13 protein-coding genes are annotated in these 16,555 nt (G+C 43.2%); 6 read left to right on the top strand and 7 right to left on the bottom strand.

All coding sequences use genetic code 11. The annotated features are described in order from the left end of the window. Positions 1–12: 12 nt before the first annotated feature. From RCH20_RS00620 to RCH20_RS00610, 3 genes are all read left to right on the top strand, one after another. Complete coding sequence (locus RCH20_RS00620; RefSeq protein WP_327192228.1) at positions 13–819, top strand: HAD hydrolase family protein; 807 nt, start codon at positions 13–15, stop codon at positions 817–819. A gap of 32 nt (positions 820–851) precedes the next feature. Continuing rightward, the gene (locus RCH20_RS00615; protein ID WP_327192227.1) at positions 852–2,099 is read left to right on the top strand and encodes a cysteine protease StiP domain-containing protein; all 1,248 of its coding nucleotides are present in this window, start codon (positions 852–854) and stop codon (positions 2,097–2,099) included. A 75-nt stretch (positions 2,100–2,174) separates the two neighbouring features. Then, positions 2,175–3,230 carry an HpcH/HpaI aldolase/citrate lyase family protein gene (locus RCH20_RS00610; protein ID WP_327192226.1) on the top strand — a complete coding sequence of 352 codons (1,056 nt, stop codon included), beginning with the start codon at positions 2,175–2,177 and terminating at the stop codon, positions 3,228–3,230. 86 nt (positions 3,231–3,316) lie between these two features. Here the strand turns inward: RCH20_RS00610 and RCH20_RS00605 are convergent, their stop codons facing one another. Continuing rightward, the gene (locus RCH20_RS00605; RefSeq protein WP_327192225.1) at positions 3,317–4,129 is read right to left on the bottom strand and encodes an alpha/beta fold hydrolase; all 813 of its coding nucleotides are present in this window, start codon (positions 4,127–4,129) and stop codon (positions 3,317–3,319) included. A gap of 327 nt (positions 4,130–4,456) precedes the next feature. Here RCH20_RS00605 and RCH20_RS00600 point away from each other — a divergent pair, with 327 nt between their 5' ends. Beyond that, positions 4,457–5,254 (top strand): enoyl-CoA hydratase/isomerase family protein, encoded by a 798-nt coding sequence (locus RCH20_RS00600; RefSeq protein ID WP_327192224.1) that lies wholly within the window; start codon positions 4,457–4,459, stop codon positions 5,252–5,254. A 90-nt stretch (positions 5,255–5,344) separates the two neighbouring features. On the opposite strand, the gene RCH20_RS00595 is transcribed toward RCH20_RS00600, so the two are convergent. The 3 genes from RCH20_RS00595 to acnB all read right to left on the bottom strand — a co-directional run bounded on the left by RCH20_RS00595 (position 5,345) and on the right by acnB (position 9,864). Beyond that, a complete protein-coding gene (locus RCH20_RS00595) occupies positions 5,345–6,595 on the bottom strand; it encodes a type II toxin-antitoxin system HipA family toxin (protein ID WP_327192223.1) in 1,251 nt (416 codons plus the stop codon). Positions 6,596–6,607: 12 nt separating this feature from the next. Then, complete coding sequence (locus tag RCH20_RS00590; RefSeq protein WP_327192222.1) at positions 6,608–6,910, bottom strand: helix-turn-helix domain-containing protein; 303 nt, start codon at positions 6,908–6,910, stop codon at positions 6,608–6,610. A 350-nt stretch (positions 6,911–7,260) separates the two neighbouring features. After that, positions 7,261–9,864 carry a bifunctional aconitate hydratase 2/2-methylisocitrate dehydratase gene (gene acnB / locus RCH20_RS00585; RefSeq protein WP_327192221.1) on the bottom strand — a complete coding sequence of 868 codons (2,604 nt, stop codon included), beginning with the start codon at positions 9,862–9,864 and terminating at the stop codon, positions 7,261–7,263. Positions 9,865–10,591: 727 nt separating this feature from the next. Between acnB and lipA the strand changes: the two genes are divergently transcribed. Together lipA and RCH20_RS00575 are read left to right on the top strand one after the other, a co-directional pair. Further along, on the top strand, positions 10,592–11,638 hold the full coding sequence (gene lipA, locus RCH20_RS00580; RefSeq protein WP_209956725.1) for a lipoyl synthase: 1,047 nt from the start codon (positions 10,592–10,594) through the stop codon (positions 11,636–11,638). 407 nt (positions 11,639–12,045) lie between these two features. Next, positions 12,046–12,519 carry a GFA family protein gene (locus tag RCH20_RS00575; RefSeq protein WP_209956724.1) on the top strand — a complete coding sequence of 158 codons (474 nt, stop codon included), beginning with the start codon at positions 12,046–12,048 and terminating at the stop codon, positions 12,517–12,519. 189 nt (positions 12,520–12,708) lie between these two features. On the opposite strand, the gene RCH20_RS00570 is transcribed toward RCH20_RS00575, so the two are convergent. Genes RCH20_RS00570 through RCH20_RS00560 form a run of 3 tightly spaced genes read right to left on the bottom strand, consistent with a single transcriptional unit; the run spans position 12,709 to position 16,337 of the window. Then, positions 12,709–14,802, bottom strand: coding sequence for a TRAP transporter permease (locus RCH20_RS00570; protein WP_327192220.1), 2,094 nt, complete (start codon positions 14,800–14,802; stop codon positions 12,709–12,711). After that, positions 14,774–15,340 carry a DUF1850 domain-containing protein gene (locus RCH20_RS00565; RefSeq protein ID WP_327192219.1) on the bottom strand — a complete coding sequence of 189 codons (567 nt, stop codon included), beginning with the start codon at positions 15,338–15,340 and terminating at the stop codon, positions 14,774–14,776. The genes RCH20_RS00570 and RCH20_RS00565 overlap by 29 nt, the downstream gene beginning before the upstream one ends. Beyond that, positions 15,321–16,337 (bottom strand): TAXI family TRAP transporter solute-binding subunit, encoded by a 1,017-nt coding sequence (locus RCH20_RS00560; protein WP_327192218.1) that lies wholly within the window; start codon positions 16,335–16,337, stop codon positions 15,321–15,323. Before RCH20_RS00560 ends, RCH20_RS00565 begins: the two co-directional genes overlap by 20 nt. Between the last annotated feature and the right edge of the window lie 218 nt (positions 16,338–16,555).

Genomic DNA, 16,555 nt, shown 5'->3' with positions numbered 1-16,555 from the left:
ATGGACAACCCTATGACTACTGCTTTTTTTCAGCCCAATGCTACTGTCATCAAACCCTATGCGCTAATGGATTTAGACGACACCCTATTTCAAACCCAGCGCAAGATCGATGCATGGCACTTACCGACGGCCGAAAAAGAACGACTCGTATGCGCGACGGTGAACAAGAGTGGCGAACCATTGAGTTTTATGAGTCAGCGCCAAGCTACATTTTTCAATTGGCTATTGGCCAGCACTGAGCTGATTGTAGTCACTGCTCGTGATCGCAGTGAGATACAGCGAGTGCAGCTACCTTTTAATAGCTGGCAGGTATTGACCCACGGTGCGGTAATATTAACGGCTGAGGGTGAGCTATTAGATGAATGGCAACAGCATATCTATGAGCAACTTATCCCGTTACAAGACCAGTTAGAACAACTTGCTAGATTGATTACGCATGACTATGAAGGCTCTCGCGATGATTTAGTATTCACGGCACATATTGATAGCTTTAACAATACTGAATTGACCATTTACCTAGCCATTAAACATAGGCAAAAAGACCATCAAGTATTAACAAATTTAGCCCAGCAGCTACCCACATTAATACCAGACTTTGATGCACACTTTTATGTCCATGTGAATGCTAATAATTTGGCTATCCTACCGCATGCCATTCATAAGCGTCATGCCGTACAATTCCTATTAGAAAACTGTTTGGACAGCCAGCGCCCCAGTTTTGGCTTTGGCGATAGTCTGGCGGACTTACCTTTTCTACAGTTACTTGACTGGTACGGTATGCCCTGTCATGGCCAATTACATGCAAGACTACAGGCATAACGTCACTCTCAACTATAGACATGGCCATTATAATGAGCGCGAATAAATTTAATATGACAACAAATAAGTCTAATGCAGAAGATTTCGATAACGATACGTTGGAAAACGCTGAGCTAAAAGGCCGTCCTTTAGCAAGCTATGGCTCAGGCAGTTATCTTGCCAGCGATGTCACGGTGCTATTAGATATCGTTAATAAGGACGCCATTGCTGATGTACCGGTCAGCCAAAAAGAGCTATTAATCCAAAGCGGTCAGCGCCACTATTCAGATATGCTGACTTTAGAGCAGGCACCAAGTGCCATGCATGAAGAGCTATACGAGCAGGCATTAACACAAGGTACCCAGCGAACTGCCACTGATATCGCTAATCTTGCTTATTCGCTGCACCATATTTTTCATCAAAAAGTTAACAGTGAACGCCCGCTCGTGTTGGTTAGCCTAGTACGAGCAGGCCTACCGATTGGAGTATTGCTACAACGCGCATTAGCAGATGCTAATAGCCGCTACTCGCTACCAAGCGCCCATTATGGCATCAGCATCATTCGTGATCGCGGTTTAGATCCCCAAGCCTTACAACTGTTGCTAGAGCGTTATCCAGACAGTCCGATTGTATTTGTCGATGGCTGGACTGGTAAAGGTGCGATCTATCAAGAGTTGGCTAACAGCCTTGAGGCCTTTAGCGAGCCTACACATCCAAACTTTGCCAATATCTTTCATCAAGGCGTGGGTACAATTCCACTGCTTACGCTCGCTGATCCTGCTGGGGTTGCTTGGCTTGCTGCCAGTTCTGAGGATTGGCTTATTCCATCAGGTTTACTAAACAGTACCGTGTCAGGACTGATTTCACGTAGCTTATATACCGCGCCGCAATCAGGTCTACATCGCAGTGTGTTTTATGATAAATTAATAGATGTTGATCATAGCCTTGAGTTTATCGAGCATATCAATATAGCTAGGCTGCAACTAATCGCGCCGCCGCAACGTTTGCCAGTCTTTGACAAGCCGCGTTACCTCACTGCCGTTTTAATCGACATGCTCGCCTCGCGCTATCAGATTACTAATCGTAATCGTATCAAGCCCACTATTGCAGAGGCGACCCGAGCAATATTACGCCGTGATCCTGAGCGCGTGCTGCTTGCCAGCCCTGATCACCCTGATACGACATTATTGCGATATCTGTGTGCTCAGCGAGATATTGATATCACGGTGTTAGGCGCTGATATATTACCTTATCAAGCGGTGACACTTATCAAGCAGCGTACAACCACCACAGATAGTTAGTCATTAGCCTATTTAATGACCCTTACTTTTCTAAAGCGACTTATTATTCATTGATAACTACTTACGACACCTACTATGCCAGATAACCCGTCCAGCCTTTATAATCATACTCAGTCTTATGCGCGTCTAATCACTGGACGTCATGCGATGATTAAACCGCACACGCATCACCCTTATCAGCTGGGTGCCAGTCTCTATATGCCTGCTACTCGACAGGATATTTGGCAAGTGATTAAACGTGACAAATTGCCCACGATTAATAGTATTATCATCTGTTTAGAAGACGCGGTCAGCCATAGTGATGTTGAGCTGGCACTCACGCGATTGCAAGCGCTGCTTAATATTTGGGCGTCGCATGTCAACAGCATTAACGAACCGTCAGCACTAGCAGATATTCAGACCCAACAGCCGACACGCCCCTTGGTATTTGTGCGTCCTCGCAATCCAATGATGCTGCAGAATTTAGCAGACTTTGAACATATCGACTTGATTGATGGTTTTGTCATGCCAAAAGTGGATATGTATAGCTTATCCAATTGGCGCATGGCCTGTCAGAATTTAAGTACTGATCAGCTATTGATGCCCACTTTAGAGACTGCTGCCCTATTTGATCCACATCACAATCAAGAGCTAGCAATCGCCTTTAAAGAAGCCTTTAGCCAGCCTATCTTTGCGCTACGTATCGGTGGTAATGATCTGTTTGCGGCCTTGCGACTACGCCGTCCTAAAGACAGTATTATTTATGACACGCCGATTGGCACGCTTATCTATCAATTACTCGGCTGCTTTGTGCCGCATGGCTTCTATTTATCCGCGCCAGTATTTGAGTATCTAGATCAACCCATGCTATTTATGCAAGAGCTGACCCGTGATGTAAGCTTAGGTCTGGTAGGCAAGACCGTCATTCATCCAAGCCAAATAGCCCTAGTACAGCAGGCCTACTGTGTACCGTTAAGCATGCTGGATGAAGCGCAAGCAATATTACATAGCGAGGCTAAAGCCGTATTTAAGTACAATAATACCATGCTAGAGCCAGCCACCCACCGTGCTTGGGCACATGAAGTGGTCAATCGCTCAGAGGTATTTGGGGTTATTAATGATGGCAATAGCGACTATAAGCCACTGCTATAAAGGTAAAGCCATATCACCATAAATGTCTAAAACAAAAGGCCGCTGTCATTAATCTGATAGCGGCCTTTTTATGTCAAATATAAATTTTAAACACAGCTTTCTAGGAACTTACTAATCACGGCATTAACCTGCTCAGGTTCCTCTACAGTCGAGGTATGGCCAGCACCTTTAATAACTGCCAGCTTAGAGCCTGGAATCGCAAAATGTATACGCTCAGACTTTTCATAAGGCGTTGCCGCATCTTCATCACCGACTATAATAAGGGTCGGCGTGGCGATGTCGCCAAGCTGCTCATAAGTGCCTTTACGCTCGATCAGCGCCAGGGTCGCCTTGGTCACGCCACTTTTACGATTGCCTTGTAGCATTCCTAGCCACTCTCTCTTTTCAGCTTTACGCGATTTGTCTTCTAAGAAGCTGGTACCAAACATAATTGGCATGACTTTCTTGCTAACACGCTTCATACCTACCCAACGAATGGCGGTCATTAGCTTACGATATTGTGGCACTAGCTCCGGATCTTCGGGATCAGCTGAAGTCTCCAGCATTATCAAGGATAACAAGAGCTCAGGACGTTTAAGTGCGATACGCTGCGCTATAAAGCCACCCATTGATAGTCCTACAAAGTGACACTTATTGATATTAAGTGCCGTTAGCAGGCCAAGAGTATCCTCAGTCAAAGCATCCATATCGTAGCCGGACTTGGTAATCTGAGACTGCCCTTGACCGCGAAAGTCAAAAGCAATGCAGCGATAATCGTCTTGAAAATGTGCAACTTGCTTATCATACATCCGCGAACTCCATAACAGACCATGTGCAAACACCATCACAGGCTTTTGCTGATCGTCAGGAGCACTATCTTCGTAATAGATACTGGCGTTATTAATTTGGATACTAGGCATAACAACTTCCTTGTCTGACTGATTTATTGTTTATAAATAGATATGTGCTCATCAGCGATAAAAACACCTGACATTTGTATTAGCTCTTCAGCATAGTTTAAAATTCAGTCACTTAATAGTGTTATTTCTGAATAAGAAGTTTTTGTCGTATACCGTCAATTTATAATAATACGAATAACACTCAAGACATACTATAGACGGACAATAATACAAAGCATACCCCTGTTTTGAGCGTGTACAAAATCAGCGTTTATCACAACCCCAAACTGCTATAGTAATGAGGATTGAACAGCTTATTGTCCCAAAACTATAATTAAGGAAAATACCATGTCGCAACCTTTAGTCGAGTATCAGGCCAAGAATCATATCGCCACCATTACTATGAATGATCCTAAAACTCTTAATGCCTTTAGCACATCGCTAAAAGATGCGATGGTCGCCGCACTCAATCAGGCCGATACGGATGAGCAGGTACGAGTTATTGTCTTGCAAGGTGCAGGCCATAACTTTTCCAGTGGTGGCCATATCGGTGAAATGCTTGAAAATGGTATGGAAAAGGATGCTTTGGCCACTAAACTTAACTTTATGGTGGGCGAAGTTGCTGAGATTAGCCTAAAGCTGCGTAATATTCATAAACCTATTATTGCCAAATTAGAAGGTGCGGTCGCAGGCGCTGGTATGAACCTGGCTTTAACTTGCGACTTCCGTATTGCCGCTGATAATGCAAAATTTGTCCAAGCCTTCGTCAATATTGGTCTAGTACCAGACGCTGGTGGTATTTATTTGCTCACTCAATTGATCGGTGTAGCAAAGACTACTGAAATGGTTATGCTCGGTGATAAACTCAAAGCCGAAGATATGGCACGCTTAAACTTAGTTAATACAGTGGTTAGCGCGGATGCACTGGATGCAAGCGTTAACGCCTTGGCGACTCGTCTAAGTAATCTACCTGGAAAAGCATTAGCCTCAATGAAGCATATGATTAACACGCACGCGTATATGAGTCTTAATGAAGCATTAGATATGGAAGTGGATCAGCAAACTATGCTGGCAAAAACGGATGACTTTAAAGAAGGTATTACTGCATTTATGGAAAAGCGTAGGCCGGTTTATCAGGGTAAGTAGATTGTAAACCGAAAGCTAACTCTGACTTTATTTTTTAATCATCGCTACACAAAAACCCCGCCTCATTACGATACGGGGTTTTTGTTTTAGTTATTTCATTCTATTAACATTAGCGGTTACATCGTGAATGACTTGGTTTAATAAATTCTTATCGACACAGTAACTTTCAATCTCAGTCAAAAAATGCTTGGCGGCGGCTGTGACTTGTTCAATAATTTCTTTGGCAGTCTCTTGTTTAATATCTGCCTGTGTGGCAAGTTTAATCAGATGCGTTAAGGTTGGATGTGTGACTTCACCGCCGATATCCATTTGATGACAGCCATCAAATCCTGTATTGTAAGACAAATCATAAGCCGGTGATAAAGACCACTCCCCTTGCTTATTCATCATAAATGAGAAGTTTTTACTATGGTCATCTTTATTATTAAAAACCACGTTAAAAACGGCTTGTCTATAAGCCAGTTCAACTTGCTGTTGCGATTGAGTTAACATGCGCACGCAGCGTAAATACTGCAAATAATTTGAAGAAAAAGGAAGGCGAAAATCAAGGTCTAACAACCCTGCTAGCGTGTGAATATGTACCCGCTGACCGCCTATCCTATCAAAACGCTCAACCCCAAATGCACTGTGGTTTTCGTCAATATCAAAATAATAATGACAAGGCATATTTAAACCCGATAGCTTGGCCATATCTGCATAAATAGCCTCTAATAAGCACACACTTTTATGCTCATTTTGCGCTGGAAATTTAATGAGCCAAGGCGTGGCTGATGGATGAAGGGTATTCAAATCTGTGGTGATAAACTTAGAGTCTTTATCAAATAATACGAGTGCTTTTGGCCTTGCTCCTTGTGGTGAGCCACCCACTGCAATCAGCTCTACCAGTATGTCACTCTCTTGCCCTGCAAGAAGCTTTTGATTGGCATGTGCAAGCTTAGCAAGGCTGACTTCAACAGCGTCAGGGATGAGCGGTTGCTCAGGCACAAAGGTTAATGCACCCATCACCGACTCACCAACATAGGCAAAGCGCTCTAATACCGTCATGTTTCGAGAAGACTCATCAGATATCTGCCGAAAAAACCGATCCATCAATAGGATACCCCAACCATCTGGTAAGCTATCGGCTAATAATCCGCACAAATAATAAGCATTTTTGTTAAGCCCACGATAAGGCGTGGAGCGCAGCGGCATCTCTATTGGCGACAACTCAAATCCATCTGAAACCCATGAATCATCGTAACCAAAAACGGGGCGATGCCCCTCTATAGTCAAATAGCCCACTAGACGATGCTCACCGAACCCTTGGTAAAACACCTTAATTGATGGTATGGGTGTATACATAAATGAGCGCCCTTATGATGTTTTGGTAGAGGCACGTTGGCGCAGATTTTTTTGCTCCATGACTTCTTTAATATTCGCAGGGGCAATGTCAAACAACTCGGCAAATTCATTAATTAAACCAAGACCTATGGCCATCCGCACCACATTATCTAATGTGCCACCTTGACCTGATTCAATTCTAATAATAGTACTAATGCCAACACCTGCTCTCTCTGCTAGCGTTGTTTGTGTTAGATTTAAGATAAGACGCCGTTTTTTTAGACGCTCGCCTAAGATTTGGGTAACCTCGCTTGGGGTATAGAAATCAAATCTCATATCAGATCAACCATTCATATTTGATAGCTTAAGAGTGATTATAACTCATAAGCTATCAAATATGAACGATCATATAAAGGAACACATAATTAATAGACATACATTAATTAGCTTCAATTAAGTCCTAGATATGGAAATAGATCAGCAAACCATGTTGACCAACACCGATGACTTTAGAGAAGGAATTACGGCCTTTGTGGACAGGTGTAAACCAGTTTATCAGGATAAATAGCTCATAAAAAATGTGTATATCTGACTGCAATTTCTAACGTTCACCACCTAAAAAACCCCGCATCATAACGACACGGGGTTTTTATTTTTAGACTACTAAAAAGCGTTCAGATCAAAACTTAGGTCAATTGAGCAACGTTAATTTTATCCGCTTCTTCAGTGTACTCTTCCATACGGTCGAAGTTCATGTATTGATACACTTCATCGCCCATACTGTTGAGCATGCCAGCATATTGCTGATACTCATCGTTGGTTGGCAGTTTACCCAATACCGCAGCGACGGCAGCAAGCTCAGCTGAAGCGAGATACACATCCGCACCTTGACCCAAACGGTTCGGGAAGTTACGGGTTGACGTTGATACCGCGGTAGAATTCGGTGCGATACGTGCTTGGTTACCCATACATAATGAACAACCTGGCATCTCAGTACGAGCACCGGCCTGTGCGTAGATGTTGTAATAACCTTCTTCCATCAACTGACGCGCATCCATTTTGGTCGGTGGCGCAATCCATAGACGAGTTTTTAAGCTACCTGCTGGTACCTCTTGTAGCAGTTTACCGGCCGCACGGAAGTGACCGATGTTGGTCATGCATGAACCAATGAATACTTCATCAATGGCATTCCCTGCCACGTCCGACAATGTTTTGGCATCATCTGGATCGTTCGGGCAGCAAAGGATAGGCTCTTTGATCTCGCTCATGTCGATGACCATATCAATGGTATATTCAGCATCGTCATCAGCGCGCATGAGACTTGGATTCGCTAACCACTCTTGCATGGCTTCAATACGGCGACTAATAGTACGCGCATCGCCATAACCTTCTGAAATCATCCATTTAAGCAAGGTGACGTTCGAGGTCAAATACTCAGTGATTGATGCTTCTGATAAGGCAATAGTACAACCCGCGGCGCTACGCTCGGCTGACGCATCAGACAATTCAAAGGCTTGCTCAAGCGTTAAGTCATTAAGACCTTCAATCTCAAGGATGCGACCGTTAAACTCGTTAACTTTACCTTTTTTATCAACCGTCAATAAGCCATCTTTGATCGCTTGGTACGGAATCGCATGCACCAAATCACGTAAGGTAATACCCGCTTGACGTTCGCCTACGAAACGTACACGCACAGACTCAGGCATATCGAGTGGCATCACACCAGTCGCAGCTGCGAAAGCGACCAGACCAGAACCAGCTGGGAACGAGATACCCATTGGGAAACGGGTATGCGAATCACCACCAGTACCCACGGTATCTGGCAGGAGCATACGGTTCAACCATGAGTGAATGATGCCGTCACCTGGACGTAAGCTCACACCACCACGGTTCATGATGAAGTCAGGTAGCGTGTGCTGAGTCTCGATGTCCACAGGCTTAGGATAAGCAGCCGTATGACAGAATGATTGCAATACTAGATCGGTCTGGAAACCTAGGCAAGCTAAGTCTTTTAGCTCATCGCGAGTCATTGGACCCGTGGTATCTTGACTGCCTACCGTAGTCATTTTAGGTTCGCAGTACATACCAGGACGAACGCCGTCTAGACCACAAGCTTTACCAACCATTTTTTGCGCTAGCGTAAAGCCTTTACCGGTATCAACGGGATCTTCTGGCTTGGCAAAAATGTCTGAATGCTCAAGACCCATGTATTCACGGGCACGATTGGTCAAACCGCGACCAACAATTAATGGAATACGGCCACCGGCACGTACTTCATCAAGCAATGTTGGTGAGTTTAGTTTAAAGGTTGATAGTACTTCGTCAGAGTCGTGCTTAGTGATTTTGCCTTCATACGGATAAATATCAAACACATCACCCATATTTAAGTTATCGACATTAATTTTTTCGATTGGCAGTGCGCCTGAATCTTCCATGGTATTAAAGAAGATTGGTGCGATATTATTACCCAATACTAAACCGCCACCGCGTTTGTTCGGGACGTTAGGAATGTCATCACCCATCAACCACAATACTGAGTTGGTTGCTGATTTACGGCTAGAGCCAGTACCAACTACATCACCAACATAAGCCAGTTGATGGCCTTTTTCTTTTAATGCTTCAATCTGTTTCATCGGACCAATAACACCCTCTTCGTCAGCGGTAATACCGTCGCGAGAGTTTTTGTGCATGGCTAATGAATGCAACGGGATATCAGGACGGCTCCACGCATCTTGCGCCGGAGACAAATCATCGGTATTGGTTTCGCCAGTGATTTTAAAGGTGGTGTACGTTGACTTTTTTGGTACTTCAGCGCGGTTTAAGAACCATTCAGCATCGGCCCATGATTGCACCACTTCTTTAGCAATGTCATTGCCCGCTTCGGCTTTTTCAGTCACATCATGGAAGGCATCAAAAACTAGCAAGGTTTTTTTCAAAGCTTCAGCAGCGTCTTGCGCCAACTCTTTGTCATCTAATGCGGCGACTAATGGCTGAACATTATAGCCACCTTGCATGGTGCCTAAAATTTCGACCGCTTTTTGCTTGCTGACCAGTGAAGAAGTCGCTTCACCTTTCACGATAGCCGCTAAAAATGCTGCTTTTACATAAGCGGCTTGATCAACACCGGCAGGAATACGATTTTCTAACAAATTCATTAAGAATGCGTCTTCACCCGTTGGTGGATTTTTTAACACTTCAACTAAATCTGCTACTTGTTTCTCATTAAGCGGAAGCGGTACAGTTCCTTGCTTAGCACGTTCTTCGACATGTTTACGATAAGCTTCTAACACAATAGGCGTCCTCGTCAGTTGAGTAATTGGTACATCACGTGGGTAGTTAGAATAACTGCCTGCATCGATGTACTACATTGAATAATTATCCGTACAATATAGCGTAAAATGGTCAAAATGTTAAGAAGCAAACCCCAATCTCCACCCCATAGCCAACATTTATTATAAAAATGGGAGGTATTTTTTTCTGACTACTTATCGTATTACTCATCACGATATTAAGTTAATTTAACGGTGCCTTTTAGCTGCTTTTCTGTTAAATTAGAAAGGTCACATGCTACAAAATGTCTTAATACAAAATAGGTATCTTCTTATCTAAAAATAGGCATCTTCTTATCTATTTGTTATCCCATTTATTACCAATCACTCTCATTAATCACCTTCATATTAATCACCTTCATATCACATTCATATCACCTTCATGTTGGTATCCTATATTTAACGCTCATTACTAACAGCAATCATCTATATAAATGGTTACCTATATAAATACAGCTAAGCACACCATCTCAACTAGGTGTTATTCCTATTAAATAGCAATTTTTCCCGTGCTATTGGTCTGTGTTTTATTTGCTTTCACTCTAGTGCACGTTAACGATACAAAGATGAAAAATAACGCTAAGTTTGCTATAATCAGCATATGAAATTCACCATCCACTCTCCTCAAATGATAAAGAAAGCCCTTGTCTTATAAAGACTTAGGATTGTAAGGGTTTAGGATAAGCTTATGAGCTCATTAGCCGTACAAACGCACGTTCCTGCTGCCAGGGTTAAACCTAAAAAAGCCATTCAAGGCGAAAAGTTACGTGGTTATGACAAAGTAGCACGTATCCCAATTAAAGTGATTCCGACTATTGAAGCCAAGAAAAAGCCAGATTGGATTCGGGTCAAGATGTCATCGCCTGCTGAAGTGGCGCGTATAAAAGCCACCTTGCGTGAGCAAAAGCTCTATACCGTCTGTGAAGAAGCGGCCTGCCCTAACTTGCCACAGTGCTTTGCTGATGGTACGGCTACCTTTATGATCATGGGTGATATCTGTACCCGTCGTTGTCCGTTCTGCGATGTGGGACATGGTCGCCCTAATAACCTTGATGCTGATGAACCCCGCCATACTGCTGAGACTATCTTAGGCTTGCAGCTGAAATATGCGGTTATCACCTCAGTCGATCGTGATGATTTAAAAGATGGCGGCGCTGCTCACTTTGTTGAAGTGCTTGATGAAGCAAGAGCGCTCAGCCCAAACTGCCTAATCGAAATCTTGGTTCCTGATTTCCGTGGTCGTATGGAGGTGGCATTAGACTTATTGACTGAGACCGCACCAGACGTCTTTAACCATAATATCGAAACCGTACCACGTTTATATAAAGCCTTCCGTCCCGGCTCTGATTATCAGCATTCATTAGACTTACTCAGAATCTATAAAGAACGTCGTCCTGATATCGCGACCAAATGCGGCTTCATGGTCGGGCTTGGCGAGACCGAAGAAGAAATATATACCTTACTCGATGACCTAAAAGCGAACAATGTTGACATGATTACGGTTGGTCAGTACTTACAGCCTAGTAAAAACCATGTGCCAGTTGATCGTTATGTCCACCCTGACGAGTTCCAACGCTATATGGACTACGGTAAAAAAATTGGCTTCTTTAACATTTGGGCCGGTCCAATGGTACGCTCAAGCTACTTTGCTGATCGTCAATTCTATGGCGAAGATTGCCCTGCACCGATACGTAGCAAAAAAGCATTAGCAGCGGAAGGGAAATTGGGTTGTTAATATTCGATTGATTACGCTAGTAATAGACAAAAAGGAGACCTGCTATGGGTCTCCTTTTTTGTGGACGATTTATCGACACCTTCATCCTTTTTTTAGGTAGCGAGTTCTTTGGGCAGCGAGTGCCATTGTACTAAATATAGTCAATAAAAAGTAATATCAATATATAACCTACTGCTGGCATAAGTTTTTCTGGCTTGCTGTGCCTACGCAGACAGAGGCTACAAAAAGCTTATACCAGCAGTACCGTAGCGTTTTTAAGATGTTTTAACTATAGCTGAAAAATCAATAGTTAATAATTACTATCCCTACTGAAAGCTTCTACACTAATGAGCTAAGATAGTGCTATATTTTGTAACTTAGATTAACAAATAATAAATAATGATCATCTTCTTATTAAGGACTGACTGATGAGCAGCGAATTTACCCCACAAGAAGGCTCTTGCGCCTGTTATAGCAATACTTATACTATTAATAATAAGCCTATTGGCCGCTTTATCTGCCACTGTACTATTTGCCAAGAGTTCACTGGCCAAGCCTATAATGATGTGACAATTTTGCTTAAATCAGATGTGAGTGAGTTAGATCTAACTAGAACCAATTTTCGCCGCTGGAAACTGCCACCAAATATTAACCGCGGTCTGTGTATTCTCTGCAATAAACCCAGTATAGAGATGGCTGTAGGTGGAAACCTGATATTAGTGCCCACCACAAACTACCCTAATATGGCTGCACTGCCTGAACCTACCATGCATCTATTTTATAATCGCCGCGTCGAGGATAGTGACGATGACTTACCCAAATACAATGGCTTAATGCAAAGCCAGACGATGATGATCAAAGCACTTGCTCAAGGTATGTATAAGAGAGTTAATAAGCGCTAGTGGCTATCTATGTCTATGCTTAGAATTTAAGAGTCATCCCTAAAAAAGAGGTCTATTAGGACCTCTCTTCTGTTGATTCAAATCAAATTAACTGATGGTCGATACTAAAAAAGCGAAACAAATAACCTTAATGGTAGTTTATTTCGCTCGTTTTGACTCGAGATTCATGGCTCTTAACCGCTACGACTCCTAAGCTGTTGAGGAGGTCGATACGGACTTACTGCTTCTAACATTTAGTATGGCAACGCCTAGTACAATAACCCCACCCGCTAAGCCAGTCGTTAGCCCAGGATAGATGAGCAGTAACGCACCAATTGCTAATATGGCACGCATCAGGGAGTTCATACTTCCTTTAAAATAGCCTTCTAGCGCTGCGCTTAGTGCAATAACGCCCGTAACAGATGTCAACACTACAGTGACTATATCAATAATGGGTGGTAGTGGGTAATCTTTAGCCGTTACTGCTAAACCAGTAGGATCTATCATCAACATGGCAGGATTATAAATAAACATAAACGGTACGATAAATCCGGCTAAAGCTAATTTTAGAGCCAAATATCCGGTTTTCATCGGATCACCGCCTGATATACCAGCGCCCGCGAAGGCTGCTAGACAAACTGGCGGAGTAATATTGGCAAAGACCCCAAAGTAGAACACGAACATATGCGCGGATAAAATAGGAATATCGAAACCAGCTAAGGCAGGCGCGGCCATGGTTGCCGTTATAATATAGGCAGGAATCGACGGTAGCCCCATACCTAAAACCATTGAAGCTAACATAGTTAAAACCAGCGTAAGTAATAACGATCCTGCCCCTAAGGTCACAATTGCAGAGGTCATCACCGTACCAAAGCTGGTTAAGCTCACCACCCCAATGATAATTCCCACTACTGCGCAGGCGGCCATCACTGCTAGTGACTGGCGAGCACCATCTTCTAGAGCACCCAAAATATCAGCAAATCCCATTCGCGTCTCTTTACGTATCATGCTGACTACAACTGTAAAACCAATGGTATAAGCGGCTGCATAACCCACTGGTACATTTTTGATCAATAGATAAATCAAAAATACAATCGGTAGTAACATATGACCGCGCGCTTTTAACACTTCTTTTATCTGCGGTAGACTCTCTTTGGCAATGCCTTTTAAGTCGCGACGTCCGGCGCGAAAATGTACCTGCGCGATGACCCCTAGATAATATAGTATTGCTGGCAATAATGCCGCCAACGCAATTGTACTATAGGGTAACCCTGTGGTCTCAGCCATGATAAAAGCACTGGCACCCATAATAGGTGGTAAGATTTGCCCACCAACCGAGGCACTGGCTTCTACTGCACCCGCAAAATCTTTGTGATAACCAACCTTTTTCATCAAGGGGATAGTAAACGCGCCGGTACTGACTACGTTTGATAAGGCTGAGCCGTTAATACTGCCCATAAAGCCGCTTGAAATTACGGCCACCTTTGCTGGGCCGCCTTTTTTATCCCCTGCCAGCGCTAATGCCAAATCGTTAAATAACTGCCCCATGCCAGAGCGCGCCAAAAATGCGCCAAACAAAATAAACAGAAAGATAAAGGTAACTGACGCCCCAATCGCAACAGAGTATAGCCCTTCAGTTTTCAAAAATAACTGACCAAAAATATCACCAAAATCATACGGTCGAGTGAGTAGCCGGTCAGGCATAAAACTCAAATGACTTACGAATGGATAGAGCAAAAATATCGAGGCCAATACGGGCAAAATCAAACCAGTGACGCGTCGACTGCCCTCAAGTACACAGATCACCGTGATGATAGAAAATATCACATCCAGCTGATTTGCCATTCCACCGCGAGAGGTCACAATGTCTTGGTACTCATATATGAGATAGGTCACTCCCGTTAAAGACAGCAAAAACCAAAGCCAGTCATACCATGCAACTTTCTTACGGCTACTGGTTTTATTTGCTGGAAATATTAGAAAAATCAATGCAAAACCAACCCCTAAATGCACCGCTCGCTGTAACAAGGCTGGCATGGGATTGAAGGTGACATACAAATGATAAAGTGAATATAAGATGCAAATCCCAGCAATAATGTATCTTACTGGTCCTTGAGTGATATGACGGGTGATAGACTCTCGGTCATATTTTTCCAATATCGCTTGCGTGACATTAGGATCAACATCATTATCAACGCTGTTATCAACCTCAGTATCTGCATGAGGGTCCAAATGCTTTGACAGATTAGCATCTTCGCTAGACATGGCGGATGCGCTACTGTGATCCGTCACTTGAGAGTTCATGACATAAGTCCTTTTTAAATCTATCCATTAGATCGTACGCTTTGGGCGTAATCGTTACTTCAGAGTAATCTGGTACCCATTGATGTATCAAAATTCGATTGTCAGCATAATCAATTTCACCCTTGGTTAGCCGCGATACCACCCAGTTAAGGCTAGGCAGTCTTTCGTTAATTAGATAACCGACATAGCCAGGTTTTTGTATTGGAGCCAATGCTTCAGTTGACGGGGTGCCCGCACCGAAAGCTTGAAAATAAGTAGTGGTCAGCAGTAGCCCATCGCTTTCACGAAGATACTGCTCCTCCCACCATTGTTTTTCTACAGAATGAATCCAGCGCAGTTGGAAGTTAGGTTCAATGAAATAACATAGCACCTCATCAGTGCTATCAGTATTATCGAACCTATCAGCGCCACTAATTCGTACTTCGATTACAGACTGACCTGTAGAGACGGCCCATAGCGTAAAAAAAACTAGCGCAACAATAAATGCTGCACCAATTGATAACCATAGCCATGAGCGCTTATTTAGCGGCTTGTTCATCATAGTACTTTTTAGCGCCAGGATGGATAGGTGCTACCATACCTTGCTGCGCCGTATCTAAACTGATATCAGCGGCCGCTTGATGGGCATTTCTTAGACCTTCTAAATTATCAAATAAAGCTTTGGTAAGCTTGTAAACGTCATCCTCAGACATATCAGAACGCACTAATAAGGCGTTCATGACAGCTGCCGTGGGGACAGCAGTATCATTACCATAAGTGCCTATAGGAATCTCAAAAGTCTTGAAGTAAGGCTTTGACTCAATGAGCTTACCAAGCGTGTCCTGATTAATCGTTACTAGCTGCAAATCTAAGCCTTGTTCTAACTCCAATAAAGATGAGTTAGGTAGCCCACTACTAAAGAATGCCGCTTCAATTTTGCCCGCTTTCATGGCATCAGCAGCATCAGCAAAGCCTAAATAATCCACCTCAACATCATCGTAAGTTAAGCCAAACCCTTCTAATAAAGTTCGGGCATTGACTTCAGTTCCAGAGCCTTGATCGCCAACCGCAATACGCTTGCCTTTTAAGTCTTCAATATTTTTGATTCCAGAATCTTGGGTGGCAACTAACTGAATCACGTTAGGATACAATACGGCAATTTGTTGAATATTAGTGATTGGCGCATCAAAGTTATTACTACCTTCAACCGCATCGGTGACCACATCACTAAGGGCCAACACCATATCAACTTTGCCTAGTGTCAATAAATTGACGTTTTCTACTGAGGCGCCTGTGGTTTGAGTCTTTGAGTTGACGCCAAAGGTTTTGACATAAATCTCTGCCAATGAGGTGCCAATGATATTATAAGGGCCAGATGCGCCGCCTGTAGCGATAGTGACAAATTCGGTTTCCAGCTTATCAGCTGCTAGAATGGCGGCGTCAGTTGCAGCGCTATCATCACTACTTTCTGAGCTTGGAGATGAGCAGGCGGTCAGGCCTAAAGCAGCGCTTAGCAGCGCTGATAGCAATAAAGGCGATTTTGAATAGTTGAACATTGATTTCTTCCTTGAAGATCATTAATTTTATATTACTAATTATGATAACGTATAGACATCAAATAACTTACACTTCTGCAATGGTATAGCAATTTTTGTAATAAATATACCGCCGTACCTGCTTTCTTTATTCTCAAGAATCTTTGCTTTATCCAAATATCATAACGGATAGCCTATAAAGTTATTTCTTAATATATTGAATCATGACGCTCTCTTTT

The organism is Psychrobacter sp. PL15 (assembly GCF_035984995.1).
Taxonomy (GTDB): Bacteria; Pseudomonadota; Gammaproteobacteria; order Pseudomonadales; family Moraxellaceae; genus Psychrobacter.
The sequence above is the reverse complement of the archived record's forward strand: the minus strand, read 5'-3'. Positions and strand labels throughout refer to the sequence as shown.

Coding starts and splice junctions, on each gene's coding strand:
- RCH20_RS00620 (WP_327192228.1), top strand. CDS start 13: ATGACTACTGCTTTTTTTCAGCCCAATGCTACTGTCATCAAACCCTAT.
- RCH20_RS00600 (WP_327192224.1), top strand. CDS start 4,457: ATGTCGCAACCTTTAGTCGAGTATCAGGCCAAGAATCATATCGCCACC.
- RCH20_RS00565 (WP_327192219.1), bottom strand. CDS start 15,340: ATGAACAAGCCGCTAAATAAGCGCTCATGGCTATGGTTATCAATTGGT.
- RCH20_RS00615 (WP_327192227.1), top strand. CDS start 852: ATGAGCGCGAATAAATTTAATATGACAACAAATAAGTCTAATGCAGAA.
- RCH20_RS00595 (WP_327192223.1), bottom strand. CDS start 6,595: ATGTATACACCCATACCATCAATTAAGGTGTTTTACCAAGGGTTCGGT.
- lipA (WP_209956725.1), top strand. CDS start 10,592: ATGAGCTCATTAGCCGTACAAACGCACGTTCCTGCTGCCAGGGTTAAA.
- RCH20_RS00605 (WP_327192225.1), bottom strand. CDS start 4,129: ATGCCTAGTATCCAAATTAATAACGCCAGTATCTATTACGAAGATAGT.
- RCH20_RS00590 (WP_327192222.1), bottom strand. CDS start 6,910: ATGAGATTTGATTTCTATACCCCAAGCGAGGTTACCCAAATCTTAGGC.
- RCH20_RS00575 (WP_209956724.1), top strand. CDS start 12,046: ATGAGCAGCGAATTTACCCCACAAGAAGGCTCTTGCGCCTGTTATAGC.
- RCH20_RS00570 (WP_327192220.1), bottom strand. CDS start 14,802: ATGAACTCTCAAGTGACGGATCACAGTAGCGCATCCGCCATGTCTAGC.
- RCH20_RS00560 (WP_327192218.1), bottom strand. CDS start 16,337: ATGTTCAACTATTCAAAATCGCCTTTATTGCTATCAGCGCTGCTAAGC.
- RCH20_RS00610 (WP_327192226.1), top strand. CDS start 2,175: ATGCCAGATAACCCGTCCAGCCTTTATAATCATACTCAGTCTTATGCG.